The sequence below is a fragment of the Kitasatospora sp. NPDC001119 genome, assembly GCF_053598475.1.
This window is the reverse complement of record NZ_JBSFKI010000016.1, coordinates 119,450-135,573: the sequence shown is the minus strand read 5'-3', so window position 1 is coordinate 135,573 and position 16,124 is coordinate 119,450. Positions and strand designations below refer to the sequence as shown.

The following is a 16,124-nucleotide window of genomic DNA, read 5'->3' as shown; positions in this document are numbered from 1 at the left end:
TCGGGGGCTGCCGACGACGCGTCAGCGGGGGACCGGGACGACCGCGACCGGCGGGATCCGCACCAGGCAGGAGGTGTCGCCGACCTCGCCGGTGCGGACGAAGCCGCTGGCGATCTCCAGGGCGCAGCCGGTGGACTCCATCTCCGGGAGGTGTCCGCTGTTGGGTACCGAGACGAACGCGCTGTGGCGGAACTGGGCCGCCGACAGGCGGGAGTTGACCTCGGGGGTGTTGGTGTCGAGGTCCCCGGAGAGCACCAGGACGGGCACGTCGGGCAGGTTCCCCAGGTCGGTCGGCTGCGGGTGGGCGGTGCCCCGGCGCGGCCAGTTCAGGCAGTTGTCCCCGCCGTCGGTCTGGCCCGCGGCCCAGCCCTCGGGGCTGAAGGCCCCGAAGTCGGCCGGGTCGGCGGCGGCCAGGGCGGCGCGGTACTGGCGGCGGCGCTCCGACACCGGGGCGTCCGGGTCCCAGGCGCGGACGTAGTCGTTGCAGGTGACGGCCAGGAAGGAGGCCTGGTCCTCGGTGCCGGTGCCCTCCATCTCGCCGCGCACCAGGGCGGACAGCGGCTCCTCGTCGCCCGCGGCGAAGGCGTGCAGGGCGGCGGGCAGGGCGCCGAGCAGCCCGGACTCCCCGGGGTGCAGGCCGATGCCGCGGGTGGCCGGCTCGTACATCAGGTCGGCGAGCTTGTCCTCGGTGAACAGCACGGTGCGCCGCTCGCCGCCGGCCTCGGCGGTCACCTTCAGCGGGCGGGCGCGCAGCCGCTCGGCGACGGCGGCGAGGTCGTGCACCGCGGTGTCCGGGTCGCAGGCGCCGCTGCGCTCGCAGATCCGGCGCAGCGTCAGGGAGACCTGCTGGGCGCCGGGCCGGGCCAGGGAGTCGAAGGCGACCGGGTAGGCGCCGGACAGCACCATCTTCTCGACCCGCTCGGGATGGCGGTCGGCGTAGACCGGCATCAGGTAGGTGCCGTAGGACATGCCGTACAGCACCAGCCTGGGGGCGCCCAGGCGCTCGCGGGCGGCGTCGATGTCGTCGGCGGTGGCGGCGCTGGTGTAGCCGCGGGCGCGCGGGCCGAGTTCCTCGGCGCACTCGGCGACGAGCTCGCGCTGTTCGGGGCGCGGGGCCCAGCGGTACTCGGCCTCGGTGACGTCGCAGGGCAGCCGGCCGGAGCGGCCGGTGCCACGCGGGTCCAGCAGGAGCACGTCGTAGTCGTCCAGCACCCCCCGCAGCGCACCGGCCACCTGCTCGGCGCGGTCGATCAGGGTCTCGCCGGGGCCGCCGGGGTTGAGGGCGACGGTGCCCAGGGCCGGACCGGGGCGGCTGTGGCGCACCACCGCGTAGCTCACGTCGACGCCGCCCAGGCGCGGCTCGCCCGTCACCAGGGGCCGGCGCATGGTCGTGCAGTCGACCCGGTGGCCGGGGACGGCCGGGCACCACGCGGGCCGGCCCTGCGCCCCGGCGGCGGAGGCCTGCGCGGGCGGGGCGGCGGCGAGCGGCAGCGCCGTCGCCAGTACCGCCAGGGCCGCGGCGGCCAGGGCGCCCCGCCGGGCCCGCCGCCCCGCGCCGCCCGTGTCCGCGCCGTTCGCGCTCGCGCCGTTCGCCCCGGTGGCCGTGCCCCTCGCCGTGCTCGTCGTCATCGCGGTGTCCTCCGTACGTCCTGCGGTCGGTGTGGGCACGACTCTGCCGGGCGCCCGTCAGCCGTTCGGCAGAGTGACGGCAAAGGCGTGTAAGAACCCCGGGCGCGCGGGAACCCGGGGGCGTAGGACCAAAAGCCGATGGCCCCGCGCCCGGCCTCCCGGGTGGAATGGCCCGATGGATCACGTGCCACACCCCGAGCAGCCGTCCGACGGCCCCGCCGACGGCCTCACCGCCGCCCAGCGGGACGCCTACCTCGACCGCATCGGCCTGCCCGACCCCGGCGCGCCCTCCCCGCACGCGCTCGCCCGGCTCCAGCTCGCGCACCTGCGCACCGTCCCGTTCGAGAACCTGGACATCCACCTCGGCGAGAGCATCGTCCTCGACCCCGCGGCCCTGCTGGCCAAGGTCGTGACCCGCCGCCGCGGCGGCTTCTGCTACGAACTCAACGGCGCCTTCGCGCAGTTGCTCACCTCGCTCGGCTACCGGGTCGGCCTGCTCGCCGCCCGCGTCTTCGACGGCGAACGGCTCGGCCCGCCCTTCGACCACCTCGCCCTGCGGGTGGACCTCGACGAACCGTGGCTGGCCGACGTCGGTTTCGGCCGCTTCAGCCACCACCCGCTGCGCCTCGACGAGCGCGGCGAACAGGCCGACGCCGAGGGCGCGTTCACCCTCACCCCGACCGGCACGGACGGCGACCTGGACGTCCTGCGGGACGGCACGCCCCAGTACCGCCTGGGCCCGCGCCCGTACGAACTCGCCGACTTCGCCCCGACCTGCCGGTGGCAGACCACCTCACCGGACTCCCACTTCACCCGCTCCACCACCTGCACACGGCTCACCGCGGACGGCGGCCGGGCGACCCTCAGCGGCAACCGCCTCATCACCACCACCCCGGCCGGCGAACGCACCGAACGGACCCTCACCGACGACGAGGCCCTCGCCGCGTACCGCACCCGCTTCGGCATCACCCTGGACCGCCTGCCGGGCCTGCCCGGCCCGCCCGGCTGAGCTGCTGCCCGCCCGGCCGAAGAGCCGGGCGGGCGCGAGCGGTCAGGCGACGAGGCAGAGCCCGTCGTACCGGCCCGTGGACGGGGCACGGCCCCGGCCCGTGCGGCTCGGGACGGCGGCGTAGCGGGCCAGCTCGTCCTGGGCGAGCGAGAGCAGGTCGCCGAGGCCGAGGCCCAGCGCCCGGGCGGCGGCCGCGAGCACCTCGGAGGAGGCCTCCTTGCGCCCGCGCTCCAGCTCCGACAGGTACGGCATCGAGATCCGGGCCGCCTCCGCGACGTCCTTCAACGTGCGTTCCTGGGCGAGCCGTTCGCGCCGCAGCACGTCGCCGACGACGTCGCGCCACAGCGGCTCCCGCCGTACGGGCGCCGGGTGCGGGGGACGGGACGGCCCGCCGGACGCGGGCGGCTGCGCCTGCGGGCGCAGGGGGATGACGCGGGCTTCGTTCGGCGCATGGGTGCTCACCCCTTCACCCTAGGGATCCGGCGCCCCGGGGGAAGAGCACGGAGTTCCGCCCTGGGTGAAGCCCGCGCGCCGGCCGCGGCCCCTCAGGGCCGGGGCGTCCAACCGGCCGGGGCGAGGCCGGTGTCGGCGAGGATCCGCCCGACCGTCTCCTCCAGGCCGCTGTGCCGGCCGACGACCCGTTCGAGACCGCCGGGGAGCAGGTCGTGGGGCCGGTACCAGTCGGCCATGTCCTCGGGGGAGAACTCGGCGGCCTGGGGGCGGGTGGCGTGCCGGCGCACGGTCTCGTCGAAGTCCACGTCGAGGTAGTACAGGAAGCTGCGGCCCCGGTGGTCGGCGACGAGCCGGGCCAGCATCGGCCCGTAGCGCTCGGCGGCGAGGATGCCCTCGACGACCGTGTGGAAGCCGTGGTCGAGGGCGTGCCGCGCGACCAGGTCGATCAGCCCGATGTTCGCCCCGCCCGGGACGTCCCGCTCCCGCAGCACGGTACGCCGCAGCAGGTCCTGCCCGACGACGGCGAGGCCCCGCCCGTAGGCGGCCCGCAGCCGAGCGGTGACGCTGGACTTCCCGGCGCCGCTCGGACCCCGCACCACGACCAACACGCTCTCCGGACTGCCCGTCACACCGCGACCGTCCCCGCGCCGCGCCCCGCCCACACCACCGGGCGCCCACCGGGTACCCGGGGGGAGGCCGCGGCCCGGCACCTGTATATCTTGATCACTCGCCGGCCCGGCCGGCGTCCCGTCCCAGGGGGTGACGCGTGGGGCCGGGCCGCTGCCGTCGGGGAGCCGGGCAGGAGGCCCCCGACCCGGGGCCGGGCAGCGGCCCGCCCGACATCCCACCGTTCCCGAAGGATTCCGCATGACCGTTCCCGTCCCGCCCGACAGCAGCCCGCGGCCTGCCGAGGAGCCGGCCGCCGCCGACCCGTGGGCGCCGCCGGGCCAGGGCCGGGACGCGGCCCCCACGGTCCCCGGCTTCGGCCCCGCCCCCGCTCACGCCCCCGCCGCGGGCCCCGGGCAGATACCGGGTCAGGCCCCCGGCCAGGCACCCGGCGCCCCGTACTGGCCGCCCTACGCGATGCCGGCGCCCGCGCCGCAGCCCCGCAACGGCCTGGGCATCGCGGCCATGGTGCTCGGGATCGTCGGCGTCGTGCTCGGCCTGACCATCATCCTGTTCTGGCTGTCCTGGCTGCCCGCCCTGCTGGCCGTGGTCTTCGGCGCGATCGCCCTGGGCCACGTGCGCAAGGGCCTGGCGGCCAACCGGGCGATGGCCCTGGCGGGCGTGGTCCTGGGCGTCACCGGCCTGCTGGTCTCGGTCGGCACCGGCGTGTTCGTCGTGAACCGGGTGCAGGAGGTCCACCGGGAGCAGAAGGCGCAGGCGGAGGCCGCGCGCATCCGCTTCGAGACCGCGACCAAGGCCGCCGAGGAGCGGGCGGCCAAGGAGAAGGCGCGGATCGAGGCCGAGCGCCAGCGGCTCGCGGCCGAGCAGGAGAAGCGGGCCGCGGACGAGCGGGCCCGGCGCCTGTCGTTCGGCCAGTCCTACACCTACCCGGACGGGCTGAAGGTCACGATGGCCGCGCCGGAGCCGTACGTCCCGCGCGGGGGCGTGGGCGAGACCCCCAAGGACGCCACGATCGTCCAGGTGAGGATCACCGTCGTCAACACCGGGCCAGCGGAGGTCTCGCTCCTCGGTTCGGGGCTGCCCACCGTCCGGGACGCCAAGGGCAACCTCGTCTTCACCCTGATCGACGGCAGCGGACGGATGAAGATCCTCACCAAGTCCCTGGCCCCGGGCGAGGAGGCCACCGGGCTGACCGCGTACGCCCTGCCGGCCGGCGCGGGCGACCCGTTCTCCGTCCGGTTCGACCACACCATGGGCACGGAGTACAAGGACGTCATCTGGACCGGCCCGGCCGGCTGACCCCCGACCGGCCCCCACCACCCGAGGCCGCCCGACCGCCCCCGCAGCAACTCTGACGGCACGTCACGAATCGGCAACCGAGGCCCCGTCTCCGGCGATACACCTGTGACGCACCGACCGGCTCGCCTATTCTCCATCCGGCGCGGCGCACTCCCGCCGCGCCGGACGACTGGGGGGTCGCGTGCTTCTGGACGGACGCATGGCCGTGTTCGAGGCCGTCGTTCCCGCGCTGGTCGGCCTCGAACTGACGGGGCCCGAGCCGGGCAACGGCACCCGGCTGCGCATCCCGCCCGGCACCCCCCTGCTGGTCGAGTGCGCCGGCGGGCGGCTCACCGGCAAGACCACCCTCCTCAAGGCCCTGGAGGAGCGGTACGCCGAGCGCCTGCCCCAGGCGTACGCGGACCTCGGGCGCGCGGACTTCGGCCGCCCCGGCCTCGCCCTGCCCGCCGAGAACGAGGCGCCCCGGCTGAGCAACGCCTCGCACACCTCGGACCTGCTCTTCCACGTGCGCTACGAGCTGAGCCGGCGGGCGAACCGGTTCGGCGGGGGCCTGTCCTTCCCCCGGCTCACCCAGGGCCTGCTCGCGATCACCAGCTGGCAGGCCGTCGGGCTCGGCGAACTGGAGGCCGCCGGCCGGCGCTTGGAGAGCCTGCTGCGCGAGAGCCAGCCCGACGCCCAGGCCCGCCGGAACAAGGTGGCGGGCTGGATCAGACAGGTCGCCCCGAACCTCGGCGCCGCGGCCGGGCTCGGCCCCGGGGTGAACGAGCTCGTCGCCTCGCTCGCCGACGTCGTCGCCACCGAACTGCTCGGCGCCCGCGCCAACAGGAACGGCCTGCGCTGGTGGGCCGAACGGCGGGTCAGCGCCCAGGGCGAGGCGAACGTCCAGCTGTCCGAGCTGGCCCGAGCCTTCCGCGGCGGCGCGCAGGACCGCGAGTCCGCCGAACGGCACCTGCTGGCCGCCCTCCTGGCGGACATCGACGACCACTACACCTGGGCGCGGCTGAAGAACCGGCTGCCGCGCCCGCTGCTGCTCCTCGACAACGCCCACACCCCGCTGGGCCGGCCGGTCCTGGAGACGCTGACCCGGGTGTGGCACGAGGAGAGCGTCCGGACCCGGCCCGGCGTGGTCGTCACCGCCCTGGACCGGGAACCGGCCGTCCCCGACCCGGAGAGCACCGCCCCGTCGACGCGCAACGCCGCCGGCCCGTTCTGGCGGGCGGACCGGCCGCAGACCGCGGACGGCTGGACCGTGCGGCTGCCGCTGGCCCAGCTGACCCTCGACGAGGTCAAGCGGATGTTCGGCACCGACCACCCCGCGCCCGACACCGCCCAGCTGATCCACCGTCTCAGCGCGGGACGGGCGGGCATCGCCCACGGCCTGGTCCAGGCCGGCCGGCGGGCGGTGCGCCTCGGAACGGACACCGGCCCCCGCGCCCTGCTCGACCTGCCCGCCGACGACGAACCGGACACCCCGGTGCACGAGCGGCTGCTGCGCCTCCTCGTCCCCGACGACACCGCCCGCACCCGCCTCGCCTACTTCTCCCCGGCCCTCGACTACGAGGCCGCCCACGCGCTCGGCTCCGCCTACCCGCCCGGCGACGACGGGGCCCTGCGCGTCCAGGAGACCATCCGGCTGCTGGAGCGCGACCGCTGGGGCACCCGCCCGTGGCCGGGCACCGGAGCACCCTTCGTCGGCGACCCCGCCCTGCGCGCCCTGCTCGGCCACCAGCTGGCCGCCCGGCTCGACGCCACGCCCGGGGCCGAGCCGTGGCACGACATCCACGAGACCCTCCGCGACCGCTACGCCCCGCGGACCGCCGGCGGCCAGCCCGACGACCGCTTCCTGCACCACGCGCTCGCGGTCCTCGACACCGCCACCGTCGTGCGCGCCCTGCACCAGCGCCTGGCCCGACAGGACGCGGCCACCTGGCTCGCCGCCCTCAACCTGGTCTGCGCCGCGCCCCACCCGCCCCGGAACCTCGCCCCCGCCACCGCACGCCCCGAGGACTGCCCGGCCTGCGGGAGCACCCGCGCCCCCGTGCACCAGGCGATCGACCTGCTCGTCCGCGGCCTGTGGCAGCAGTCGCACCCGCTCGCCCCACCCGACCAGCGGCTGATCGACAGCGTCCAGCTGCAGCTGCTCACCCTGGCCCAGCACAGCGGGCCCGCCGACCAGACGGTGTTCTTCCGGGCGTACGACACCTGGCCGCAGCTCCTGCGGCGCTGGATCCAGGCCCCCCACCTCCCGATCCGAGGAGAGTCCCCACGATGAGGCTGCTGCCCGCCGGTCCCCTGAACCGCGCGCTGGTGACCACCCTGGCCGTCGCCGTCCTGGCCACCGGCGGCTACCTGGGATACGAGTACGGACTGGCCGACGACCCGTCCTGCGCCCCCGGCGTGGAGAAGCGCGGCGAGCAGCACGAGTGCGTCGGCGTCACCGACGGCGCCTACGTCTTCAGCGAGGAGCTGCGGCAGGTCACCGAGCGCATCAAGGCCGAGAACGACCGCGTGGCCGGCCAACCGCACGCCACCGTCGCGCTGATGATCCCGATGACCTCCGACGCCCCCGCCGAACGGCGCGAGCTGGTCGAACAGGTGCAGGGCGCCTACCTGGCCCAGCACTGGGCCAACGACGACGCGAACAAGGAGAAGACCCAGCCCCTGATCCGGCTGGTGCTGGCCAACCCCGGCCGCGAGTACAAGGAGTGGCTCGCCGTCGCCGACCAGCTGGCCCGGGCCAAGGCCGACGGCAAGCAGAACCTCCGGGCCGTCGCGGGCATCAACCTCAGCAGCGACCGGACCCAGGACGCCGTCCGCTACCTCACCGCGAACAAGGGCATCCCGGTCGTCGCCGGCCCCATGACCTCGGACGACATCAAGAACACCGCCACCGACCGCTCCTACCCGGGACTGGCGCGCATCGTCCCCGGCACCGCCGACCAGGCCGCAGCCCTCGCCTCGTACGGGGCGACCCTCAAGCCCGAGGAGGCCCTGGTGATCGAGGACACCCGGCCGGGCGACAACTTCCTCACCACCCTGCGGACGACCTTCAAGACGCTCGCCAAGGGCGCGCCCAACGCTCCGGAGACCTTCCAGTCGCCGCTCGACTACAACAAGGAGGGCAACCTCGCCAACACCTTCCACCAGATGGTGCCGGACATCTGCTCCTCCGCCGCCACGACCCTCTACTTCGCCGGCCGCCCCGTGCAGCTGCGCCAGTTCCTGGTCGCCCTGGGCAACCGGAAGTGCGACAAGCACTACACGGTCATCACCAGCTCGCACGCCTCCACCCTGATGGTCGACAAGGAGTTCGCCGACAAGTGGGACTCCCTCACCAAGGGGGCCGGCATCACCGTCCGCTACACGGCCCTCGCCCACCCCGACACCTTCGGGGAGCGCAGCGCCGAGCCCACCGGCGGCTCCAAGGACGCCACGGCGAGGCTGGCCGACCTGCTGAAGAGCCCCGACACCAAGGCACCCGACGCGATCGGCCCCGCCGACCTCCGCGACGGCCGGGTGATCGTCACCTACGACTCGGTCACCACCGCCGTCGCCGGCATCCGCAACCAGACCACGGACAAGGTGGCGATGCCCTCGACGGACGACGTCACCGAGGGCTGGAGGCGGATGCACGGCAGCAACCGGGTCAACGGCGCGAGCGGCTGGATCTGCCTCGACCCGCAGGGCAACGCCTACAACAAGGCCGTGCCCGTCGTCGAACTCGACCCGAAGATCAAGAACGCCGTCCTGGTCGGCCTCGCCTGGCCCCTCGGCCACGCCCCCGACGCGACCTGCCCGATCGGCAGCGACGGCTGACCCCCCGGGCAGGGGCCGCGCCCACCGGGGCCGCGACCCCTGCCCGCCGCCTCAGCCGCCGTCCTTCCCGCCGTCCTTCGCGCCGTCCCCGCCGCCGAAGGCGGACTCGAACTCGTCGATGTCCTCCTGGCCCAGCGAGATCAGCGAGAAGTCCGACGGGGTGTGGCCGCCGGAGCCCTCGTCGGCGTGCTGCACCAGGCCCTCCAGCACCGCCCGCCAGCGCTCGGCGAGGTCCGCCAGCTCCGCCGCGCCGAGCAGCCCGGCCGGCGACTCCAGGACGAAGGACAGCTCGGGGCCCTCGGGCAGGTCCCGCGCCCGGCCGTTGATCTCCAGCACGTGCCGCAGCGGCATCGCCGGGTCGACACCGCCGGGCATCACGTGCTCGCCCGCCGACGTCCACGGCCGCCCACCGGCCGCGGAGCCCACCCCGGCGTCCGCGCCCGCGGAGCCCGCCTCCTCACCGGAACCGCCGAACCGGCCCAGGTAGTTGAACCCGATCTGCGGCGCCGCCAACGGCGCGAGCACCGACCGCGTGGCCGGGTTCGCGTACCTCAGCAGCCCGTACCCCAGACCGTCGCCCGGCCGCTGCCGCAACTGCTCCTTGACCCGCTTGATCAGCCGCGCCACGTCCTCCCCGCCCGCCCGGACCTCGGCCGGGTCGATCGGCCCGGTCTCCAGCCACACCGGGTGGACGGCGGTGAACCAGCCGAGCGTGCGCGTCAGGTCCATGTCCTCCGACAGCGGCACCCGGCCGTGCGCCTCCCGGTCGACCAGGAAGCCCTCCGGCACCGGCCTGCCCCGGGCGCGCAGCCACTCGCCGAGCGCCGCGGCCAGACCGGACAGCAGCACGTCGTCCACGCCCGCGTGGAAGGCGGCGGGCAGGGCCGCCAGCAGCGGCCCCGCGGTGCGCGCCGGGACGGTCAGCTCGGCGCGCGAGCGGCCGCCGCCCGCGGTGTCCACGCGCGGGTCGAGCGGCCGGTCGGCGAGCGGGTCCTCGACCCGGTCCACCACCCGCCGCCAGTCCGGCAGTTCGTCCACCGTCCGCTGCGCCCGGGCCCGCTCCGCCAGGGCGACCGCCCAGCGGCGGAACGACGTCGCCTCGGCGGCGACCGCCGCCCCGGCCGCGTCCGCGCCGCCGGCGGCCAGGGCCGCGTGGGCCAGGGCCAGGTCCGGCACCAGCACCCGCCAGGAGACGCCGTCGATCACCAGGTGGTGGGCCGTCAGCAGCACCAGGCCGCTGCGCCCGGCGCCGCGCTCCAGGAGCACGGCGCGCAGCATCACGCCGTCGCGCGGCGCGAGCGCGGCCTCGGCGGCGGTGGCCTGCTCGTCGACCAGCGCGTCCAGCCGCTCCCCGTCGAGGCCGGCCGCGTCCACCCGGCTCACCAGGTCCGCCGCGGCGACCGCCCAGGACGTGCCCGGCTCGGGCACCACCAGCTGCTCCTCGTCCTCCTCCAGCCGCGCCCGCAGCACCTCGTGCCGGTCGAGGACCGCCTGCAGCGCGTCCGCCAGCTGCCCGGTGGTCAGGCCGGGCGGCGCGGTCAGCAGCATCGCCTGGCTGCCCGCCCGGGCCACCGAGCCCGCCCGCCGCGCGACCTCGCGCATCACCGGGGTCAGCGGGACCGGGCCGTAGGGGACGTCCTCGGCGTGCTGCGCCGCCGTCCCGTCGACCGGCCCGGCCACCCGCGCGAGCTCCGCGGGCGTGCACAGTTCGAAGACCTGGCGCGGGGAGATCGCCAGGCCGGCCTTGCCGGCCCGCCCGGCCAGCAGCATCGAGGTGATCGAGTCGCCGCCGAGGACGAAGAAGTCGTCCTCCGGGCCGACCTGTTCGAGGTTCAGCACCTCGGCGAACAGCCGGCACAGCAGCTCCTCCGCGTCGGTGGCCGCCTCGCGTCCGGCCGCCCGGCCGGCGAAGACGGGCCGGGGCAGGGCGGCCCGGTCGAGCTTGCCGTTCGCCGTCACGGGCAGTGCCCCGAGGACGGTCACCGAGGCCGGGACCAGGTAGTCCGGCAGCTTCCCGGCGAGGTGCTCCCGCAGCGCCTCCGGGTCGAGGGCGGACTCGTCGCCGCCGGCCGGCACGGCGTAGCCGGCCAGCCGCTTGTGGCCGTCCTCGTCCTCGACCGCGACGACGAGCGCCTGGGCGACGCCGGGGTGCGCGGCGAGCACGGCCTCGATCTCGGCCGGCTCGACGCGGAAGCCGCGGATCTTGAGCTGCTCGTCGGCGCGGCCGAGGAAGAGCAGCTGCCCGTCCGGGGTCCACTGCGCCAGGTCGCCGGTGCGGTACATCCGGGCGCCCTCGGGTTCGTCCTCGGCGGGGAAGGGGCAGGCCACGAAGCGCTCCGCGGTGAGTGAGGGACGGCCGAGGTAGCCGCGGGCCAGTCCGGCCCCGGCGAGGTAGAGCTCGCCGGTCATGCCGACCGGCACGGGCCGCAGGAAGGCGTCCAGGACGAACACCCTGGTGTTGTCCATCGGCCGCCCCAGCGGCACGGTGTCGGGCACCGCGTCCGGGTCGGTGAAGGGCAGCTGGGTGGTGAAGGCGGTGGTCTCGGTGGGGCCGTAGGTGGTGCGCACCACCATGCCGGGGTGGGAGCGCAGCAGGGTCCGTACGGCGTTCGCGGAGACGACGTCGCCGCCGGTGGAGACCTCGCGCACGCCGCCGAAGATGTGCGGGGCCTGCTCGGCGAGCACCCGGAAGTGCCCGGCCGTGGCGTGCACGTTGGTGACCTGCTGGGCCGCGATCAGCCGGCCGCGTTCGACGGTGTCGATGTCCCCGGGGGGCACCAGCACCAGCCGGCCGCCGTGCAGCAGCGTCGTCCAGATCTCGTAGGTGGAGGCGTCGAAGGCGTGGTTGGCCTGCACCAGCACCCGCTCCAGGGCCCCGCTGGACCAGCACTCGTCGAGGCAGAACGCGAGGACGCTGCCGTAGGTCACCGCGACGCCCTTCGGCAGGCCGGTGGACCCGGAGGTGTAGATGACGTACATGAGGTTCTCCGGCCGGACCGGCACCGGCGGGAAGGCCCCGGCCTCCGGCTCCGCGTCCGTCTCCTCGGCGGGCTCCGCCGCCAGGCGCAGCACCTCGGCGGGGGCGAACAGTCCGGCGTCGGCCAGGCCCCGCCCGGCGTTGGGCGCGTCCACCAGCACGACGGCCGGGCCCGCCTGCGCGGCCACCGCGCGGAGCCGCCCGGCCGGGTGCCGGCCGTCCATCGGCAGGTACGCCGCGCCGGCCTTCACCACCGCCAGCAGCGCGGTGATCAGCTCGGGCGAGCGCTCGGCCACCACGCCCACCAGGGTCTCGGGGCCCACGCCGAGCCCGGCCAGCCGGTGCGCCAGGCGGTTCGCCCGCCGGTCCAGCGCGGCGTAGGTCAGCTCGGTGTCCCCGGCGACCACGGCCACCGCGGCGGGGGTGCGGCGCACCTGCCGTTCGAAGAGCTCGGCGAGGGTCGCCTCGGGCAGCTCGCGGCGGGTCCGGTTCCCGGAGCCGTCCAGGTCCCGCCGCTCCTCGCCGGTCAGCACGTCGAGCCGGCCCAGGGGCACGTCCGGGTCGGCCGCGACCTGGCGCAGCACCAGCGTCATCCGGTCGACGAGGCCGCGGGCGGTGCGCTCGTCGAACAGGTCGGGCCGGTAGTCCAGCCGGATCTCGGTGTCGTCGGCCGGCGTGACGACGACGGTCAGCGGGTAGTGGGCGGCCTCCTCGCCGCCGCCGGCCGCCACCCGCACCCCGGTGGGGCCGCGCCGGGAGACCCAGGCGGGCATCGGCGGCGGCTTCGACGTCCCGTCGGCGGGCGCGGGCGGTTCCGGGCCCGGCCCACGCCCCAGCGGGCCGCCGGCCTGCTCGCCGCTGCGCAGCGCGGTGCCGCCCAGGCCCTCGCCCGGGGGCGGGGGAGCGGTGGGCCGCGGCGCGCCGGGCGCGGCCGGGTCGGCGGCGGGGGCGGCCATCGGGCCGCGGGGGTAGTTCTGGAAGACCATCAGGGTGTCGAAGACCGCGCCCGGGCCGCCGGCGCGCTGGATCTCGGGCAGGCTCAGCTGCTGGTGGTCGAGCAGGGCGGCCTGCTGGTCCTGGAGGGCGGCCATGGCGGTGCGGAAGGGCACGGCCGCGTCCAGGCGCACGCGCACCGGCACGGTGTTGATGAACAGCCCGACCATCCGGTCGGCCTGCGGCACGTCGGCGGGGCGGCCGGAGACGGTCGCGCCGAAGACCACGTCCAGGCGGCCGGACAGCTTGCCGACCAGCAGCGCCCAGGCGACCTGGAAGACCCGGTTGAGGGTGACCCCGGCGTCGCGCGCGGTCTCCCGCAGCCGGTCGGTGAGGTCGTCGCCGATCCGGTCGATCACGTGCCGGAGCATCACCGGCGGGCCGCTGCGGTCGGCGGGGCCCACCAGGGTGGGCTCCCCGGTGCCGGCCAGCATCGCGCGCCAGGCCGCGCGCGCGGCGTCGGTGTCCCGGCGGCCCAGCCAGGCGAGGTAGTCGCGGTACGGCGGCACCTTGGGGAGGACCGAGGGGTCGCCGCCGTTGTCGTAGATCCGCCACAGCTCGTCGAACAGGATCGGCAGCGACCAGCCGTCCATCAGGATGTGGTGCATCGTCACCACCATCCGGTACCGGTCGGGGCCGGCGCGCAGCAGCAGCACCCGCAGCAGCGGGGGCAGGCCGAGGTCGAAGCGCCGGGCGTCGGTCGCGGCCAGGGCGCCGGCGCGGGCGTCGGCCTCCCGCTCGTCCAGTGCGCCGAGGTCGGCGTACGTCCACGGGATCCGCACGCCCTTGGCGATCACCTGGACGGTGTCGCCGGCCGCGCGGGAGCGGAAGCCGGCCCGCAGGCTCGCGTGCCGGTCCAGCAGCGCCTGCCAGGAGGCCTGGAGCACCTCGGGCCGCAGTTCGCCGTCGAGGTTGAGGACCCGCTGCCCCACGTACACGTCCCGGGGCGCGTCCTGGTCGTACGAGGCGTGGAACAGCAGTCCCTCCTGCAGCGGGGAAAGCGGCCACACGTCCTCGACCGTCAGCTGGCTCATCGTGCTCTCCGTTCGGGTTGGTCGGGCCGTTCGGGTCGGTCGGGGCCGGCCGCCGCCTGGGGCGGCGGCAGCAGGCGCAGGGGGCCTCCGCCGGGCGGCAGCGGGGGCGGGGCGCCGTAGCCGTCGGCCGGGTCCGGTCCGGCTTCGGGGCGCGGCGCGGGCGGGTCGGCGAACTGGGTGCGGTAGAGCTCCGCGTACAGGCCGCCGGCGTCGACGAGCGCGGCGTGCCGGCCGCGTTCGACCACGCGCCCGTCCTGGAGCACCAGGATCTGGTCGGCCTCGCGGATCGTGGACAGCCGGTGCGCGATCACCAGGGCGGTGCGGCCGGCCAGGGCCGTCCACAGGGCCTTCTGCAGGGCCGCCTCGGACTCAGAGTCCAGGTGCGCGGTGGCCTCGTCGAGCACGACCACGGACGGCTTCTTGAGCAGCAGCCGGGCGATCGACAGGCGCTGCTTCTCGCCGCCGGAGAAGCGGTAGCCGCGGTCGCCGACGACGGTGTCCAGGCCGTCGGGCAGCGCCGCGACCACGTCCCGGACCTGCGCGGCCTCGCAGGCCTCGACGAGCTCCGCCTCGGTGGCGTCCGGCTTGGCGTAGAGCAGGTTGGCGCGGATGGTGTCGTGGAACAGGTGGGCGTCCTGGGTGACCATGCCGACGGTGTCGCGCAGCGAGGCCAGGGACAGGTCGCGCACGTCGACGCCGCCGATCCGCACGGTGCCCCCGGTCGGCTCGTACAGCCGGGCCACCAGCTGGCTGACGGTGGTCTTGCCCGCGCCGGAGGGCCCGACCAGCGCGGTCAGCCGGCCCGCCGGGGCGCGGAAGCTCACCCCGCGCAGCGCCTGGGCGGTGCCGGAGCGCTCCGGGGCCGGCAGCGACAGCGTCTCCAGCGAGGCGAGGGAGACCTCCTTCGCGGCCGGGTAGCGGAAGGAGACGTCCTCGAACTCGACCTCCGGGGCCCGGCCCGGGCCCGGTACGGGCAGGGCGACGGCATCGGGCCGCTCCACGATCAGCGGCTTCAGGTCCAGCACCTCGAAGAGCCGGTCGAAGGAGACCAGGGCGGTCAGGTAGTTCGACTGCAGGTTGGAGAGCTGGTTGATCGGGCCGAAGAGCCGGGCCAGCAGGGTGGCCAGGGCCACCAGGGTGCCGATCTGGATGCTCCCGGCGACCACCAGCTCGCCGCCGACGCCGTAGACCACCGCGGTGGCCAGCGAGGCCAGCAGCGTCACCGTCACCAGCAGCATCCGCGCGTAGACGGAGGTGACCACGCGCACGTCCCGCACCCGGGCCGCGTTGCCGGCGAACCGGCCGTCCTCGCGCTCGGGCCGCCCGTAGAGCTTGACCAGCAGCGCGCCGGCCACGTTGAAGCGCTCCTGCATGAGCGAGCCGAGCTCGGCGTCCAGCTGCATCGAGGTGCGCAGGTTGCGCTGCAGCCGCCGCCCCACGACCCGGCCCGGCAGCACGAACAGCGGCACCGTGACGAGCACCACCAGGCCGATCAGCCAGGACAGGTAGAAGATCGTGGCGACCACCAGGCAGAGCACCAGCAGGCTGGAGAGCACGTTGGACAGCAGCACCGTCACCGCCTGCTGGGCCTCCATCACGTCGGTGTTGAGCCGGCTCACCAGCGAGCCGGTCTGGGTGCGGGTGAAGAACGCGAGCGGCTGGCGCTGCACGTGCCGGAAGACCTCGGTGCGCAGGTCGTAGATCAGCCCCTCGCCGATGCGCGCCGAACTTCGGCTGACCAGGAAGCCCACCAGGGCCTGCAGCAGCGCCAGGACCGCCACCGCGACGGCGGCGCCCGCCACCACGGCCCGGTCGCGCGGCACGATGCCGCGGTCGATGAGCTCCTTGAACAGCAGCGGCGTGGAGACGGTGATGAGGGCGTCGACCACGGTCAGCGTCAGCAGCGCGACGATCTGCCGCCGGTAGGGCCGCAGGTAGGGCAGGATCCGCCGGGAGGTGCCGGGCCTGACCTGCCCCCGGGCCGGCCGCGTCCCGTCGCCGGGGGTCGCCCGGATGGTGATCAGCGGGCCCGGGCCGCTCGTCATGGCGCGACGACCTCCCTGCCGTCCGGCGCCGCGGCCGTCGGGGCCGGCGGGCGCTGGTCGGTCCAGACGCGGTCGACGTACGCCAGGCACTCGTCGCGGGAGCCCCGGCCGCGGGCGATCCGCCACCCGGCGGGCACCTGCGCGAACCCGGGCCACAGCGAGTACTGGCCCAGGGGGTTGACCAGCACGAGGTAGGAGGCGTCCGGGTCGTCGAAGGGGCTGGTCATCTCGGTCTCCTTGTT

At 75.8% G+C, this 16,124-nt stretch carries 10 protein-coding genes; 4 read left to right on the top strand and 6 right to left on the bottom strand.

What is annotated here, in order from left to right:
- Nucleotides 1-21: 21 nt before the first annotated feature.
- A complete protein-coding gene (locus ACWDD9_RS21190; protein WP_449812316.1) occupies nucleotides 22-1,629 on the bottom strand; it encodes an alpha/beta fold hydrolase in 1,608 nt (535 codons plus the stop codon).
- Nucleotides 1,630-1,804: 175 nt separating this feature from the next.
- Between ACWDD9_RS21190 and ACWDD9_RS21185 the strand changes: the two genes are divergently transcribed.
- Nucleotides 1,805-2,638: an arylamine N-acetyltransferase family protein gene (locus ACWDD9_RS21185; protein ID WP_449812315.1), complete on the top strand. Its 834-nt coding sequence runs from the start codon at nucleotides 1,805-1,807 to the stop codon at nucleotides 2,636-2,638.
- A 42-nt stretch (nucleotides 2,639-2,680) separates the two neighbouring features.
- Here ACWDD9_RS21185 and ACWDD9_RS21180 read toward each other — a convergent pair whose 3' ends face one another.
- Nucleotides 2,681-3,100, bottom strand: a complete 420-nt coding sequence (locus ACWDD9_RS21180; RefSeq protein WP_049660094.1) for a helix-turn-helix domain-containing protein — start codon at nucleotides 3,098-3,100, stop codon at nucleotides 2,681-2,683.
- 83 nt (nucleotides 3,101-3,183) lie between these two features.
- Nucleotides 3,184-3,720 (bottom strand): AAA family ATPase, encoded by a 537-nt coding sequence (locus tag ACWDD9_RS21175; protein ID WP_449812314.1) that lies wholly within the window; start codon nucleotides 3,718-3,720, stop codon nucleotides 3,184-3,186.
- Between the two features lie 238 nt (nucleotides 3,721-3,958).
- Here ACWDD9_RS21175 and ACWDD9_RS21170 point away from each other — a divergent pair, with 238 nt between their 5' ends.
- The 3 genes from ACWDD9_RS21170 (at nucleotide 3,959) to ACWDD9_RS21160 (ending at nucleotide 8,833) form a co-directional block, all read left to right on the top strand.
- Nucleotides 3,959-5,017 carry a DUF4190 domain-containing protein gene (locus ACWDD9_RS21170; protein WP_449812313.1) on the top strand — a complete coding sequence of 353 codons (1,059 nt, stop codon included), beginning with the start codon at nucleotides 3,959-3,961 and terminating at the stop codon, nucleotides 5,015-5,017.
- 199 nt (nucleotides 5,018-5,216) lie between these two features.
- A complete protein-coding gene (locus tag ACWDD9_RS21165) occupies nucleotides 5,217-7,289 on the top strand; it encodes a hypothetical protein (RefSeq protein ID WP_449812312.1) in 2,073 nt (690 codons plus the stop codon).
- Nucleotides 7,286-8,833 (top strand): hypothetical protein, encoded by a 1,548-nt coding sequence (locus ACWDD9_RS21160; protein WP_449812311.1) that lies wholly within the window; start codon nucleotides 7,286-7,288, stop codon nucleotides 8,831-8,833. The genes ACWDD9_RS21165 and ACWDD9_RS21160 overlap by 4 nt, the downstream gene beginning before the upstream one ends.
- Before the next feature lie 51 nt (nucleotides 8,834-8,884).
- On the opposite strand, the gene ACWDD9_RS21155 is transcribed toward ACWDD9_RS21160, so the two are convergent.
- The 3 genes from ACWDD9_RS21155 to ACWDD9_RS21145 are packed head-to-tail and all read right to left on the bottom strand — an operon-like array spanning nucleotide 8,885 to nucleotide 16,109.
- Complete coding sequence (locus ACWDD9_RS21155; RefSeq protein ID WP_449812310.1) at nucleotides 8,885-13,837, bottom strand: amino acid adenylation domain-containing protein; 4,953 nt, start codon at nucleotides 13,835-13,837, stop codon at nucleotides 8,885-8,887.
- Nucleotides 13,834-15,882 carry an ABC transporter ATP-binding protein gene (locus ACWDD9_RS21150; protein ID WP_387975181.1) on the bottom strand — a complete coding sequence of 683 codons (2,049 nt, stop codon included), beginning with the start codon at nucleotides 15,880-15,882 and terminating at the stop codon, nucleotides 13,834-13,836. Before ACWDD9_RS21150 ends, ACWDD9_RS21155 begins: the two co-directional genes overlap by 4 nt.
- Nucleotides 15,879-16,109: an MbtH family protein gene (locus tag ACWDD9_RS21145; RefSeq protein WP_074005399.1), complete on the bottom strand. Its 231-nt coding sequence runs from the start codon at nucleotides 16,107-16,109 to the stop codon at nucleotides 15,879-15,881. The genes ACWDD9_RS21150 and ACWDD9_RS21145 overlap by 4 nt, the downstream gene beginning before the upstream one ends.
- Between the last annotated feature and the right edge of the window lie 15 nt (nucleotides 16,110-16,124).

Excerpts from the sequence above, each read along its gene's own strand:
- ACWDD9_RS21145 (WP_074005399.1), bottom strand. The coding sequence starts at position 16,109 with ATGACCAGCCCCTTCGACGACCCGGACGCCTCCTACCTCGTGCTGGTC.
- ACWDD9_RS21190 (WP_449812316.1), bottom strand. The coding sequence starts at position 1,629 with ATGACGACGAGCACGGCGAGGGGCACGGCCACCGGGGCGAACGGCGCG.
- ACWDD9_RS21155 (WP_449812310.1), bottom strand. The coding sequence starts at position 13,837 with ATGAGCCAGCTGACGGTCGAGGACGTGTGGCCGCTTTCCCCGCTGCAG.
- ACWDD9_RS21185 (WP_449812315.1), top strand. The coding sequence starts at position 1,805 with ATGGATCACGTGCCACACCCCGAGCAGCCGTCCGACGGCCCCGCCGAC.
- ACWDD9_RS21165 (WP_449812312.1), top strand. The coding sequence starts at position 5,217 with ATGGCCGTGTTCGAGGCCGTCGTTCCCGCGCTGGTCGGCCTCGAACTG.
- ACWDD9_RS21160 (WP_449812311.1), top strand. The coding sequence starts at position 7,286 with ATGAGGCTGCTGCCCGCCGGTCCCCTGAACCGCGCGCTGGTGACCACC.
- ACWDD9_RS21150 (WP_387975181.1), bottom strand. The coding sequence starts at position 15,882 with ATGACGAGCGGCCCGGGCCCGCTGATCACCATCCGGGCGACCCCCGGC.
- ACWDD9_RS21170 (WP_449812313.1), top strand. The coding sequence starts at position 3,959 with ATGACCGTTCCCGTCCCGCCCGACAGCAGCCCGCGGCCTGCCGAGGAG.